General features: G+C 47.6%; 14 protein-coding genes. 2 read left to right on the top strand and 12 right to left on the bottom strand.

Features of this window, described 5'->3' with window-relative positions:
- Window positions 1-64: 64 nt before the first annotated feature.
- From H7F15_RS05700 to H7F15_RS05655, 10 genes are all read right to left on the bottom strand, one after another.
- Window positions 65-712: a Crp/Fnr family transcriptional regulator gene (locus H7F15_RS05700; RefSeq protein ID WP_185196005.1), complete on the bottom strand. Its 648-nt coding sequence runs from the start codon at window positions 710-712 to the stop codon at window positions 65-67.
- A gap of 21 nt (window positions 713-733) precedes the next feature.
- Window positions 734-973 (bottom strand): hypothetical protein, encoded by a 240-nt coding sequence (locus H7F15_RS05695; RefSeq protein WP_185196004.1) that lies wholly within the window; start codon window positions 971-973, stop codon window positions 734-736.
- Window positions 970-1,959 (bottom strand): thioredoxin-disulfide reductase, encoded by a 990-nt coding sequence (gene trxB, locus H7F15_RS05690; RefSeq protein WP_185196003.1) that lies wholly within the window; start codon window positions 1,957-1,959, stop codon window positions 970-972. Before trxB ends, H7F15_RS05695 begins: the two co-directional genes overlap by 4 nt.
- Window positions 1,960-2,390: 431 nt before the next feature.
- Entirely contained in the window at window positions 2,391-2,702 is a 312-nt protein-coding gene (locus tag H7F15_RS05685; RefSeq protein WP_185196002.1) for a rhodanese-like domain-containing protein, read from the bottom strand.
- A gap of 56 nt (window positions 2,703-2,758) precedes the next feature.
- Complete coding sequence (locus H7F15_RS05680) at window positions 2,759-4,102, bottom strand: rhodanese-like domain-containing protein (protein ID WP_185196001.1); 1,344 nt, start codon at window positions 4,100-4,102, stop codon at window positions 2,759-2,761.
- A gap of 143 nt (window positions 4,103-4,245) precedes the next feature.
- Window positions 4,246-5,643: a porin gene (locus tag H7F15_RS05675; RefSeq protein WP_185196000.1), complete on the bottom strand. Its 1,398-nt coding sequence runs from the start codon at window positions 5,641-5,643 to the stop codon at window positions 4,246-4,248.
- A 56-nt stretch (window positions 5,644-5,699) separates the two neighbouring features.
- Window positions 5,700-6,542, bottom strand: a complete 843-nt coding sequence (locus H7F15_RS05670) for a universal stress protein (protein ID WP_185195999.1) — start codon at window positions 6,540-6,542, stop codon at window positions 5,700-5,702.
- A gap of 44 nt (window positions 6,543-6,586) precedes the next feature.
- The gene (locus H7F15_RS05665; RefSeq protein WP_255481107.1) at window positions 6,587-7,192 is read right to left on the bottom strand and encodes a class I SAM-dependent methyltransferase; all 606 of its coding nucleotides are present in this window, start codon (window positions 7,190-7,192) and stop codon (window positions 6,587-6,589) included.
- Between the two features lie 164 nt (window positions 7,193-7,356).
- Entirely contained in the window at window positions 7,357-7,743 is a 387-nt protein-coding gene (locus H7F15_RS05660; protein ID WP_185195997.1) for a DUF302 domain-containing protein, read from the bottom strand.
- Between the two features lie 41 nt (window positions 7,744-7,784).
- Window positions 7,785-7,979, bottom strand: a complete 195-nt coding sequence (locus tag H7F15_RS05655; protein WP_185195996.1) for a DUF2892 domain-containing protein — start codon at window positions 7,977-7,979, stop codon at window positions 7,785-7,787.
- A gap of 215 nt (window positions 7,980-8,194) precedes the next feature.
- Between H7F15_RS05655 and H7F15_RS05650 the strand changes: the two genes are divergently transcribed.
- Window positions 8,195-8,665 (top strand): DUF2243 domain-containing protein, encoded by a 471-nt coding sequence (locus tag H7F15_RS05650; RefSeq protein ID WP_185195995.1) that lies wholly within the window; start codon window positions 8,195-8,197, stop codon window positions 8,663-8,665.
- Window positions 8,652-9,485, top strand: coding sequence for a cytochrome c oxidase assembly protein (locus H7F15_RS05645; protein WP_185195994.1), 834 nt, complete (start codon window positions 8,652-8,654; stop codon window positions 9,483-9,485). The genes H7F15_RS05650 and H7F15_RS05645 overlap by 14 nt, the downstream gene beginning before the upstream one ends.
- 53 nt (window positions 9,486-9,538) lie before the next feature.
- Here the strand turns inward: H7F15_RS05645 and H7F15_RS05640 are convergent, their stop codons facing one another.
- Both H7F15_RS05640 and H7F15_RS05635 read right to left on the bottom strand, forming a co-directional pair.
- Window positions 9,539-12,787 (bottom strand): type I restriction endonuclease subunit R, encoded by a 3,249-nt coding sequence (locus H7F15_RS05640; RefSeq protein WP_185195993.1) that lies wholly within the window; start codon window positions 12,785-12,787, stop codon window positions 9,539-9,541.
- Window positions 12,768-14,006 carry a restriction endonuclease subunit S gene (locus H7F15_RS05635; protein WP_185195992.1) on the bottom strand — a complete coding sequence of 413 codons (1,239 nt, stop codon included), beginning with the start codon at window positions 14,004-14,006 and terminating at the stop codon, window positions 12,768-12,770. The genes H7F15_RS05640 and H7F15_RS05635 overlap by 20 nt, the downstream gene beginning before the upstream one ends.
- Window positions 14,007-14,009 lie beyond the last annotated feature (3 nt).

Raw genomic sequence — 14,009 nt, 5'->3', positions numbered from 1 at the left:
TAAAAAGGCTAAAAATAAAGGCGACCTGATGATTTGTCAGGTCGCCTTTATCTTGTGTTTCTAGTTAAACTATATCCAGGTCATGTACTTCTATATAATTGCGATGAAGCGTGATAGCACCGGTTTGCTCTAACTTTTTCAGCAGCCTGGAGATTACTTCGCGGGAACTGCTGAGCTCGTTTGCAATCTGCTGATGCGATAATTTTACTTCATTTCCGCTTACTTTTACATGGCGTTTCAGGTAAAACAAAAGACGCTCATCCAAGGCTTTAAATGCTACGCTATCCAGTGTTTGCAAGAGTTCTTCAAAGCGTTGGCGGTACGAAGCAATTACAAAGTTGTGCCAGCTTTTATACTTGGCAAGCCATAGTTCTGACAGGTGCGACGGTATCAGGATAATCTCCGATTCATCCACTGCTTTTACCATGATCTGGCTCTGTTCATCACGTGCGGTACACATCATGGAAAGGGCGCAGGCATTCCCTGGTTCCAGGTAATACATTAAAAACTCATTACCATTTTCGTCTTCGCGATACACTTTCAGTAAGCCTTTAGAAAGCAGCACGGTTGATTTGATATATTGGCCTGTCCGTAAAGCTTCGTCACCTTCTTTCAGGTGTCTAATGGTGCTTTGGGCTAGTATCTCATCCAGCAATGGCTGCTCTAACTGTGAGAACTTCTGCAGTAACTCTTCTTTATTTTTACTTTCCATGTTTTATCCTTTACGTTTTCCCTATTCAATAGGTCCGGTGGTATCTTTTGTGTGTTGTTTTGGTTGTGGTACACTGCAGCCCGATGGGCCGCAACAGCCTGTATTTGTAACGACTTGCCCTAAAAGCAAAATGGCAAATGCACCAACCAGTACATCGCTTTTCGCGATAGCCTGTATCAGCAGGGCTACGCCAAGTACCAGACGAATCCAGCGGGCCAGGTGCCAGCCGGTTAGTAGTTGATACTTTAGAGTTTTTATCATGCTTTGTCAGTTAAGCTAAGTATTGTGTCCTGCTCTGGTTCTGTAGCATGCTCCGATTCCAGAGCTGCCAGGTAACGCTCGGCATCCAGCGCCGCCATACAACCTGAGCCAGCGGCAGTAACCGCCTGGCGGTACGTGAAATCCTGTACATCGCCACAGGCAAACACACCGTCTATATTTGTCTTTGATGTCCCTGGTATCGTTCGGATATAGCCATTCTCATCCAGGTTCAGGTAATCGGCAAATATGTCGGAGTTCGGTTTGTGGCCAATGGCGACAAAAAAACCTTTCACCGGTATCTCCCTCATTTCGTTAGTAACGGTGTTCTTTACCCTGATTCCTTCCACAGCCTGCTCGCCCAGAATCTCGTCTGTAACCGTATTCCACAGGATCTCTATGTTCTTCGTTCTTTTTACCCGGTCCTGCATGATCTGGGAGGCACGCATCTCATCGCGGCGCACAATCATATATACTTTGTTTGCCAGGTTGGCCAGGTAGGTAGCTTCTTCTGCGGCCGTATCACCGGCACCAACTATAGCTACATCCTGCCCACGGTAGAAGAAGCCGTCGCATACGGCACAGGCAGAAACGCCACTACCGTTCAGTCGTGCTTCCGACTCCAATCCAAGCCATTTAGCTGATGCCCCGGTAGAAATGATGACGGTATCTGCTTCAAGAACCTTCTGATCATCAATAGTTACTTTGTGTGGTTTAAATGAGAAATCAACAGCGGTAGCAATACCATAGCGCACATCGGTGCCAAAGCGCTCTGCCTGGTGTTTAAAATCTTCCATCATCTGCGGACCATTGATGCCATCCGGGTAACCTGGGTAGTTCTCTACATCGTTGGTAATGGTTAGCTGGCCACCTGGTTGAAGACCCTGATATAATACCGGATTAAGTCCGGCTCTGGATGCATATATCGCAGCTGTGTAGCCTGCTGGGCCAGAACCAATGATCAGAACTTTTACTTTTTCGGTTTCCATAAGAAATTTATTTATGTCATAAGACCGACACTTTCAGGTCTTAAGGGATTTTGACAAATGTAATGTATGATAACAGCTTAACTATAAGAGCTGTTAGAACTACACAAAGGAAATATTTTAAGGTATAGTTGTATGTGATTTTAGTCACAAACAAGTAAGGTAATACAATGTTAAAAGCTGCTGGCATCCTTGTAAAATAGCAACTGCCTGTACTATGTTGGTACAGGCAGTTGCTTATAGTTCTTTACTTCTTAGCTATAAATCTTCTGGAAAAGATAGCACCTGCTACTGTTCCGTAAATCGTGCTGTTAAGGGGGCTGGAAGTAATTAGGCAGCTACCGTTACAACCATAAAAGGCATAAATCATATAACCTAAAATACCCCCGATAGTCATGCTCAACACCAGCTTTGTTCCGGTACTAAGCGACAGATTATTCAGTTTCATAAGGCCAGTTACCGATGCCACCACTCAGGTTATATAGTTTTGTAAATCCTTGTCCCGCCATGTAGTTGCAGGCCTGGGCACTTCTATTGCCCGATCTGCAGTAAAGCACATAGGGTTTGTCTTTGTCCAAAGCATCTACCTTTTGCGGAAACTGGGCATCCATCAGGTCTATTACCTGTGCGCCTGGTATTTTACCCTGGCTAACTTCCATTGGGGTACGAACGTCCACCACAACGGCATCTGGCTGTTCTTCCTTTAGCTTTTTCAGCTCTTCTCCGGATATGTCTTTATAGTTCATGGTCGTTATAGTTAAGGTAAGCGGAGACCCGTATGCTCAAGGTCTCCTGTTTGTTTCTATTTATTTTTAAGTTCTGTAACTGCTTCACTCATGTCCAGCACCTTTATATTGGGTAGGGCTGACTCTACGATGCTGCTACCTGCTGCTGAGCGATAACCACCGGCGCAATGCACAACTACTGGTTTGTCAGTTGGAATCTCCTTCACGCGTTCGCGCAGTTCCGGCAGTGGAATGTTGATGGCCTTTTCAAAGAATTTACCCGACTTTACTTCTGAGGTGTTGCGGATGTCCACGATGGTATAGTCTTCTTTGTTGGCTTCAAAAGCTGATCTGTCAAAGCTATCGCTCGTTTCGCCGTCCTGCTTGTCGTATACAAAAGCCCCTTTTATCAGCAGCTCATACCCGATCTTGGAAGCCTTAGCGATCAGCTCATTTAGCTGTTCGTCGCTTTCACCTATTAGGTAATAACTTTCATTAGGGCCAACTATAGATCCCAGCCATGTTTCAAACTTACCGCCATTCTGTATGTTGATCGCACCTTTATAGTGACCTTGCTTGAACACCTTTTCTGAGCGAGCATCTACTATTACAGCGCCATCTTCCGGGGTATAGTTCTTCTCCAGTTTTGCCACACCTTCCACACTTGGTTTATAATCTGGCGCGCCCTGTTTGTTAAGGCCTACATCGTAGCCAAAGTATTTTGGTACAAAAGGTTGGTCTTCGGTCAGCACCTTTACAAACTCGTCTTCGCTCATCGGCTTCAGGGCGTAGTTACCCAGCTTCTCGTCGCCAATGGTGCTGCTGTTGGCATCGCTCAGGCCTTTACCGCACAGCGAGCCAGCACCGTGCGCCGGATACACTACCACATCGTCGGCCAGCTTCATCAGCTTTTCGCGTGTACTTTTATACATCTGGCGGGCCAGCTCTTCACGCTTAGCGGTTACGTTACCGGCACTCTCGCGCAAATCCGGACGACCTACATCACCTATAAACAAGGTATCTCCAGTGAACACGGCCTTGTCTTTTCCTTCATGCTCCAGCACAATGCTGATGCCGTCAGGGGAGTGGCCTGGTGTGTGCAGCGACTTCAGTTTAACTTCTCCTAATTGCAGCTCGGCACCCTCATCAAATGCCTGGTGCGGATAATCGGCACCGACCATACTATGCGTGTAAATAGTGGCGCCGGTTTTCTGGTGTATCTCCAAGTGCGAGCTTACAAAATCAGCATGTGGGTGCGTTTCAATTACACCTACAATTTTTGCGTCGTGTTCTTTGGCGTAATCATAGTATGGCTGCGGGTCGCGGGCCGGGTCAATCAGTATTACTTCCTTTGTGCTTTCGCTCAGGATAGCGTATGCATAGTGGGCTAAGCCCTTGTCTTCAAACTGTTTAATTTTCATAGATCTTTGCTGTTTTATAGTTGACCAAACTTTCTGATACAAAATTAAAGTATACGAAAGCCATGTTCAGTGATGTTTGTCACACAAAGAATAGCACTGTATTTACCAGATGTAATTATCAGATTTTGGCACACAGGCTGAGATCAAAAGTTTAACTGTGTTACAAAGTTCAGGTTATGGAAGTTGGTTTTATAATACATCGCTTCTAGCGGAAGGTCTGTATCCGGAGATGTTCTACCTACATAAAGCAACCGAAAGTTCAATCCTTTGAGCACTGGTTTGGCAGGGCTATAGTTAATGTCAGCTAGCCATCCAATGTATGGTACTGCTCCATACTTATTATGTGTATAGTTATCCACGCCAGGCAACCAGGTTTTGGAAGCAGCTGCCTCTATAGATAACCTATCTGACCAGCGTTTTTTTACTTTTGCCACAAGTAAGCCTGATTTACCTGTGCCTTCCATTCTGCCCCTGGAGAGAGTGGCGAAGAACTGCTCGCGGCCCCATTCACGCGGAAACAGGAAGCGCCCGTCCCCATCTATGTGCAGGTAATTAAGTGATGTGTTCCAACTTCCGGGCTCGTATGCTAACTGACCACCTACCAGCCATTGTTGCTGATCCGGGAAGTAGGCATGCGCTTCTTCCGGGTTGCCACCGTTGCCTGTCTGCACCTGGTACAGACCTTCTATACCTGCTTTTACTTGCGGTACAATTTCTATTGTTGTCCGGCCGTAGCTGGTGTTAGATATGTTCTCTATCCAGTAGTTCCATACTTCTGCGTTAATGCCATGATGGGATTGATCTGAGTTAAGCTGTAGACCCGTTACGGCAACGCCTTTGGTTTCAGTATGGTGGGCATAACCTGATCGATTGCCTTGCATATCATATCCAGAAGGGAAAGTACCGATGGACTCACCAGCTTTAAACCATTCTACGGTACTTCTGGGTGAGAAATGATCAAACCAGGCAAGTGTCAGTAGCGCTTTTTCCTGTACAGGAAACTGAAAACTGATACCCTGAAAAGAGTAAGGCTTCATGCGGGTATCCTGCGGGTTCATCAGGGGAGAAGTAAAGCTGAAACGCCCAGCTTTTGCGTGCAGCCAATCTGTTTTGTACTCCAGGTATAGTTCGTCCAGCCGGTCCAGGTCGGCTTTGTTTCCCGGGTCTTCTACATCAAAAAGCTCCAGTTCCAGCTTCGGGTGTTTACCTGTTAAAGGATCCTGGTGTGCCATGCCCGATGAGAACAGGTTGTAGGTAAACAACCCGGCAAAGCCAACTCTGAAACCATAGAAGGGAGCTGTCTTATAGGCTATTTCGGCACCGATGGCATTGGCATAGTTATCAGATAGTTCGCGGTGGCTCCAGGTAGCCATAAAATAATTGCGTACATGCCCGTGCACTGAGCCTTTTGTAAAAAGTTCTTGTACATTGTTTACCTGTACAGTATCTGGTTGATGGGCTTCGTGATGTTTTTGGGCAGAGGCCGTACCCCAGCCCATGCTGGCAGCAAGTATAGCCGCCAGTTTAAATGTATTACGCATGGTGTTTGGTGTAAAAACGATGTGCAGCCTGAGCCGCACACAGAGGAGAAAGGATATTAGTTAAGATGATAGGTTAGTAAAGGGCGGATGCAGTGGTTCACCAGTGTTTCGGCGATACTGCCATAGAACAGGTGGCTGATGCCTTTTCTGCCATGCGTACCGATCAGCACCAGGTCCATTTCAGATACTTCGTTAAAGCTGCGCACACCCGCCGGAACCTTATAGTTGTGGTGCAGGTGCAGTTCATAGTTTTGCAGGTTAAGCTGCTCCGCAAAATCCTCCATTTTCCCTTTCAGTTGGTGTAACCTGTTTTCATCTTCTTTATCTACGATCTGCAACAGGTGCAGCCTGGCATTAAAAAGTTGCTGCAGCATTTTTATAGTTGCCACACTTTGCTCTGGTTGCTTTTCTGCTTCAAAATCCGCCACCCATAGCAGGTTCTGGATAGGGGTAATGGCTGCATGCGTATGGATGGTGATGACCGGAATGTTGGTATAACGCACCACATGCTGCGCTTCAGAGCCAGACACTTTCTCCAGCCAGCCAGCAGCGCCGTCCGTACCCATGATCACCAGGTCAATGTTTTTGGTATTGGCATAGTCGGCGAGCACTGTAGTCAAACCACCAAATAGTACTTCGCTGGTAAAGCTAAAATCAACATGCTGTTTCAGCTCTGCGAATTTCTGATTAGCTAATTCCTGCTTTTGCTTTAGTTCACTTTTGTTTACTGTTTCCGATGCATCTACAGAACCCGCCCATTCAGCGGAGTTCACTTCTATTACATGCACCAGGTGCGTAGTAATGGGTGTCTTATCCATCAGGAAAGCCAGGAATTCTATTGCTCTGTAAGAAACCGGTGTAAAGTCAACCGGTACCATGATGTTTAATGTATCTTTCATTTGAGTATAGCTGTTAGCCTTTATGATCTAGTTTTTATGTTCTATTATTTACTATGCTTCTTTTGAGCTACCATCCTGGTTACATAGCCTGTTCCGCTATGATAAGTACCTTCATTTAGCTGTATTTCGGCTTCAACCAGTAGTTGAATCTCTAACTGGTTAAAGTCTGCTTCTAGCATGTCTGCAGTATAGAGCATGCTTTCATCTTTTGGCCCCCCAGAACTATAGCTTAATTGGTTTGGGTGGAAAGCCTCCATTATAACTGTGCCGCCTGGTTTTAGCCACTTAATCACTTTCTGATGTAGTAGCTGTCGCAGTTCAGGCGAGAAGTGAGCATAGATCAGTGCTACCGCATCCTGGCTTTCAGGCTCACATTCAAAGTGCATCGCATCTGCTACCTGGTAGTTTATAGTTATGCCGCGCTGTTCTGCCAGGGCTGTGGCCTTTTTAGAACCTGCTTCACTAAAATCAAACGCTGTAACCCGCCAGCCTTTCAGTGCCGCATACACGGCATTTCTGCCTTCACCTTCGGCAGGTAACAGTAGTGTTCCGGGCTGTAGGAGTTGAAGTTGTTCCCTGAAAAATTCGTTAGGTTCAGCACCGTATACCATTTGTTCCTGGCTGTAGCGTTCGTTCCAAAAGTCTTTCATAGTCATGCTTGTTAAGATGATTGATACAAAGATGGAGTGTAGGTTGCCCCGGTTCAGTGACATTGGTTACACAAGCCATTTATTTTCAAATAACAGTTGTCCTGAGAATAAAAAAGGCTGCACTTTTCAGCACAGCCTTCTTATAGTTATTATTGGTGTTGGCGCTAGAGTTTGTCTATCGCCGTTTTCAGTTTCTGGCTTACTTCTTCTGCCAGCGAAGAAAGGTTCGGGTTGTCTACGGCAGCCATCGTTTCCATGGGGTTTATGGCGGTCACTTCCACTTCACCGTTTTCATGTTCCTGCAGTAGCACATTGCAGGGCAGCATAACGCCAATGTTTGCTTCCTGCTGAATGGCCTGGTGCGCCAGTTTCGGGTTACAGGCGCCCAGTATTTTATAGTTTCTGAAATCTACATGCAGCTTCTCCTTAAACTTCTCTTTCAGGTCTATTTCACTGATCACGCCGAACCCTTCCTGCTGCAGGGCATCTTTCACTTTAGTTGTGGCTGCCTCAAAAGAGCCGCTTATCTTCTTGCTTAAGTGGTAACTCATAGCTTATAGTTAATGGTGGTATTCGATCGCTTTCTAGCGTGTTAAAGGGTGTTGATGTCGGCCACATTATAAGCAGAACAATGCCCTACAGAACTTGTAAGTGCAAACATGGTCGCTAATCCACCTAAGGCAATGGCTGCCGGCCCTTTAACTGTTTTGGTGACAATCAGGGCTACCGCGCCCGCTGCCAGTGCCGACCGTACAATGCGGTCTGTTGTTCCCATGTTCTTTGTCATAGCTTTCTGGTTAAGTGGTTATGATGATCTGATGATTGTTAATGGATTTAACGCAGGTGTTTTAAGAGTGTTTTAGACAAATGAAGCTCTTCCTGCTCCGATAAGTAGCTGCTTAATTAACTGGTAGCTTTCATTATAGTAACCTGAAAAGTAGGTGAACAATGCATTTAGCGGCTCGTAGTACAGTAACAAGTGTAGTTTACTAAACTATATATATGACCAAAGAACTAGTACAAAATGCCAGGAAGCGATCTATGTGGGCAGCTGCACTTATAGGGGCAGGAGTGATGGCAGCTATAGATGAGATCATTTTTCATCAGTTGCTGGCATGGCACCACTTTTACGACCGCTCTACTCTTAAGGTTGGGTTAATGGCTGATGGGTTGCTGCACTCAGCAGAGCTTATTGCTATTGTAGCCGGTTTCTTTATGTTGCTTGACCTTAGAAAAAGCAACACGCTGGATCCTGCAAGGGCCTGGCCTGGATTCTTTCTTGGATTGGGCGGGTTTCAGCTTTTCGATGGCGTGGTGGATCATAAGGTGTTGAGAACCCATCAGATAAGATATGTTGACAACCTGTTGCCCTACGACATTACCTGGAATGCAGCAGGTATACTGCTGTTGCTCATTGGCTTTTATTTACTGAAAAAGGGCACAAATAAAGAATCGCAGAATGCGGGCATCTGATGCTTTTACTATAGGTATGATGCAACATGCTTCCCACCATGCTAATGATCCGGGTTTCTCAGCGTTGATACCGCAGCTGTTGATTATAGTTATTTCCGTTTTATACTTGCTGGGATCGTTCAGTATCCGGGATTCGAAAGGAGGCTGGAAGAGTTGGAGAACGCTTAGTTTTATAACTGGCGCTTTGCTACTAAGTATAAGCATGTTGCCATCTGTGATGCAATGGGCGCACCAGAACCTTGTGGGGCACATGGTGCAACACCTGCTCATCGGTATGTATGGGCCTTTGTTTTTAGTGCTGGCTGCACCCATTACGCTAGCCCTGAAAGCATTGCCAGTAAATACAGCAAGGCGGATTACCACTATACTCAGAAGCAGGTTATTTTATGTTCTCAGCCACCCGGTAACTGCGCTGTTGCTAAACATGGGTGGCATGTACCTGTTATACTTAACACCCCTATATGATAAAAGTCTTACCACCCCTTTACTGCACTACTTTATACACTTCCATTTTCTGGCAGCAGGCTTTTTGTTTACCTGGTCCATGATAGGGCAGGAGCCTGTGGCGAAAAGACCTGCCTTTAGTATTCGGGTGTTTGTGCTGTTTATCAGCATTGCTGCCCATGCGTTCCTGAGTAAGTTTATGTACGCATACCTGTATCCGATCAATTCTCCGCATAGCGCTGACCAGATACGGGAAGCGGCAAAGCTCATGTATTACTGGGGTGATCTTTCGGAATTACTTTTAGTCATTGTGCTGTTTGGCATGTGGTACAAGAAACGTAGTGCTGCTGTACCTGCAGCGCCTATGTTGCCATAGGTATAGTTAGTGCGAGAGAAATCAAAGAGTAGAAATTTTGTTTTCAATGGCATTTATGCCACACTCATATCATACTCTTTGTACCTGGCCTCAGCCTGCTCCATGATCTCATCCAGAATCTCCTGCAGCTCGGCTTTTACTTTAAAGCGAAGTACTTGCTTTACGGCCAGTTGCAGCTGGGCTTTGGTGTCGTCTTTCTTGTACCAGTCGGGTTGGGAGGCGCTTTTCTTTACCTGGGCCAAAATCTTTTGTACCAGTTCTTTGATCAGGTCGAAGTCCTGTACGGCGTTGGGGTGCTTGGCCAGGATCTCATAGAAGGCTTCTTCCTCTTCGGTTAGTCCGAGCTGGTTACGGCGCTCGTCTTCTTCCTGCATGTGCTTAGCTACTTCGCGCAGCTTTTCCATGGCTACCAGGCTGTCGAAAAAATGGTTGTGGTAGTCGGCGATGATCTTTTCTACTTCCTCTTTCAGCTTTCTATACTTCACTAGGTTTTTGGCAGAGCGTACTTTGATCTCGTCGTTCATGATCTGGCGCAGCAGCTCCAGCTTCAGTTCGTTGCCGGTTTTCTGCTCTTTAGCCGTAGCCAGGAAATCGTCGTTGATGATGGAGATGTCGAAGCGCTCGATGCCGGCCATCTGGAATACGTCCACCACGTCTTCGCTTACGATGCTGCGGTGGATGAGGTCTTTTACCTGCGTGGCGGCTTTCTTAATGTTGCGGTCCGGATTCTTCGCCTTGCGGACCGCTGCGCCTACGTGCTGGAGGTATACGATGTCTGCCGCAAGTTCATTTATACTTTCGTGGCTTTTGATGATAGGAGCGAGGTGGCTGAGTTTTTTCTCGTTCAGCATAAAAGCCTTGCATAGCTCGTCGTCGGCTACCAGGTGGTTAACGGCATGCTGTACCAGTTTCAGTTTTTCGCCTTTGGATAAAGCGCTGAAGTATGGAATAGCCTCATGTAGAGACGCAATACTTTGCGTCTCAATCGTTCCCGAATGTCCCTTCCCGGATGGTGCAGGACTACCGTTGCCGAACTGATCTTTGCCTTCTGCTGCTTTCCCGGTTGATCTCTTCGTAGTAAATGTTCCTGGGTCTTCAGCGGCTATTGGAGACGCAAAGTATTTCGTCTCTACGTTATCCATAGCGCGGGAGCCATTGCTTTTACCATACTGTACCGTAACAGGACCGCCCGGCAGCATTTCCCTCAGCTGCGCAACCGTCTCCCTCGCCAGCTCAAACGCCTCTTCCACATCAAAGGCCACTTTGCCTTCGCCGCCTGCCGAAGTATACTTCTTCGTTGCATCTCTTAACCTGTCACCAATGCCGATGTAGTCCACTATCAGGCCGCTGGGCTTGTCGCGGAAAACGGTGGCGACGCGGTTGACGGCCTGTATCAGGTTGTGGCCGCTCATCACTTTATCGACATACAGGGTATGCATGGCGGGGTTGTCGAAGCCGGTGAGCCACATGTCGCGCACGATCACGAGTTTCAGCTCATCGTCCGGATTTTTGAAGCGGGCTTTTATGCCTTCCATCTGCTCTTTTGAGCGTACGTGCTCGTTCCACTCAATAGGGTCTTTGGCGATGTTGGTGGTCATGATCACGGCTACTTCGGGGCAACCGTCCAGCGCGGTGAGGGCGTCGTAGAGCTTCACGCAGTTGCGGCGGCTCATGCACACGATCATGGCTTTGCCTTCCAGATTCTTCGTGCGAGAAGTATAGTGCTGCAGGATGTCTCGGGCAATGGCGGCTACGCGCTCTTTGGCTCCGGCGGCGTCTTCCATGGCGGCCCACAGAATGCGGTTCTTCTCGTTTTCTTCCAAACCGCCGGTTATCTCTTCGGCTTCTTCTTCGAGCTGCTCATTGCCCAGGTGCAGCTTGGCCAGGCGCGGCTCGTAGTAGATCGGCACTACGGCTTTGTCTTCGGTGGCCTGGCGGATGTCGTAGGTATGGATGATGTCGCCGAACACGGCTACGGTATCGGCGTCTTTGCTGTCGACGGGGGTGCCGGTGAATCCGATGAAACTCGCCTGTGGCAGGGCGCGGCGCAGGTTGTTGGCAAAGCCCTGCACCAGGCCGTACTGCGTGCGGTGGCACTCGTCAGCAATCACGATGATATTGTCGCGGGTACTCAGCACGGGGTGCTCCAGCTCGCGACCGGTGGCGGTGTCTTTGAGGTTGAACTTCTGCACGGTGCTGAACACCACGCCGCCGCTATCGCCGCTGAGCAGGCTGCGCAGCTCGTCGGTGGTGTTGGCTATACTTACATCGCCTACCAGATCTTTTGCGGCCACGAAATCGTCGAAGAGCTGGCGGTTCAGGTCGAAGCGGTCTACCTGCACCACAATGGTCGGGTTCTTCAGCTCGGGCAGCTGGCGCAGGATGCCGGTGTAAATGGCCATGGTAATGCTTTTGCCGGAGCGGGTTGTGTGCCAGACCACGCCAATGCGGCCGTCGCCGTAGGGCTTTACCGACTGCAGGGTTTGCTGCAGGGCGTACTGTATGCCGAAGAACTGGTGGTACTTGGCGCCTTTCTTGATCAGCTGGCCCTTGTCGAGCTCGTGGAAGATGTAGTGGCGCACGTATTGCAAAAGGCGCTCGGGTACGAGCAGACCTTTGATAAGGGTTTCCAGCGCGAAGCCGTTGCCGACTACCTCGCGGCCGTCTATACTTTTCCAGGCGGCAAACCACTCCAGGCCGCTGTTGTACATGCCATGCAGGGTGGTCTGACCGTCGCTGACTACCGTGAGGGCGTTGTACTCGAAGAGCTGCGGAATCTGGTAGGTATAGTGCTGTACCTGGTTGTAGGCGGCTTCTACGGTGGCGTCCTGGCTGAAGAGGTTCTTGAATTCGAAGAGCACCAGCGGCAGGCCGTTCACGAAAATGATCAGGTCGGGGATGCGTTTGCTTTTGCCGATGATGGTGAACTGGTTGACCACCCAAAATTCGTTCTGGTGCACGTCCTCGTAGGCAATAGGGTAGAAGTGGCCGAAGTGCTGCTTGCCAAGGTCGTCTTTCCAGGTTTTGCTGATGCCTTTGCTGAGCTTGAGGTGGAAGGCGTGGTTGCGCTGGTGCAGGTCTGCGCCGCTGTTGTAGAGGAACTCCTGCTTCAGCTCGGCCAGCACTTTTGGCGGCACCTGCGGGTAGCGGCGCCGCAGAAAGGCCTCGAACACATCTTCGAGCACGGCTTTGCTCAGGTCGCGCTTTATCTCGGAGCCGTGTTGGTAGGTATAGGGCTCCTGTTCGCGCAGCCAGTCAATGGCAGCTGCCTCTATGTCGCTCTCAGCTAAATACTGGCTCATGCAGCTCTTCCGGTTTGATTTGCATTACATCAATTTCTCCCGACATGAGTTTGGGAAGGAGGGTGTCGCGGAGGGTGGTAAGCGTGGTTATCTCCTCCTTATTTTTGAAAATTTTCTGATAAGTAGGAGTAAGGGTATTCTCTATAAAATTGTGAAGAGAATCATCATTAGGTTTGTTGAAAGTCAAAATCTTAACCTGATCGAAAGTAATCTGTGGGAAAGTACCAGATCTTGCCTCAGCTTGATTCTGTAATTCCTTTAGTGTCTCATCGCGTGTCAGTAAAAAATAGAAGAAGAGTGAATCTAGATCAGCTTTGGCTCTTAACACCATTAGCTTAGTAGAAACTACATAATCACTCGCCTCAAAGTTTATATAAGCGAAGCGTTTATTTGCGGGTCTTATCTCGGTGAAAAGAATATCTTTCTTCTGTATGCTTTTCTTTGCCTGGCCTGGTAGTGTTCTTACATTACTATAGTTTCGATGTAGTACATCACCATTTAAAATATCTCCTGTATTAAGGAATATAATCTGTGGTTTAGGAAACTTATGAGTTATAGAAACTGAAGAAATAAAGTCTCCAAACTCACATTTTTCCCATCCCTCCGGCAGATTCTCTTCATCTATACCATCAACAAAATACTGCCGAAAGAGTGTTTGCGCCATTTGCTCCAGAGTTTGGTTCATGCGGCGGTTCAGCTCTATTTTGTCATCCAGCGCAGATAAGATTTCGGCTATGCGGCGTTGGGTGGGTAGATCGGGAAGTTCTATAGGTAAATTTGAAAGTATACCTGAGTTCAAATTTGGCATTGAAGTACCAACGGCATGACCATATAACCAGTCGCGAACTTCATCTATACCTAAGTAGAAGTATAAAAACTGTGGATCAACTTCATCTATACTTCTGAGCCGGGCTCGAAGACAACCCGTACCACAAAGCCAACCTTTTTCCTTTTCAGTAATGAGTGCTCTTCTATGAATTTCTCCCCTCCTGCTAAAAACTATATCTCCTGTAGCAACTAAATATTTGTTTAGCCTTTCAGCGTCTTCCGCTTTGATTCTTGCAATACCTGCTTCTTCGATTTTGTGGTCAACTATGTTCACAGGCATAATAGAAGGTATACCTGTTTCTACATAGTCAGAAGCATGCAACTGGCTTCCGAAGGGGCCAGTTTGCACATCTGCGAAGTCGCCTAGTTTATATGATTTCCAATTTGACATATA

The sequence above is a fragment of the Pontibacter sp. Tf4 genome, from assembly GCF_014212495.1.
In the GTDB taxonomy this organism is placed as follows: domain Bacteria; phylum Bacteroidota; class Bacteroidia; order Cytophagales; family Hymenobacteraceae; genus Pontibacter.
The sequence above is the reverse complement of the archived record's forward strand: the minus strand, read 5'-3'. Positions and strand labels throughout refer to the sequence as shown.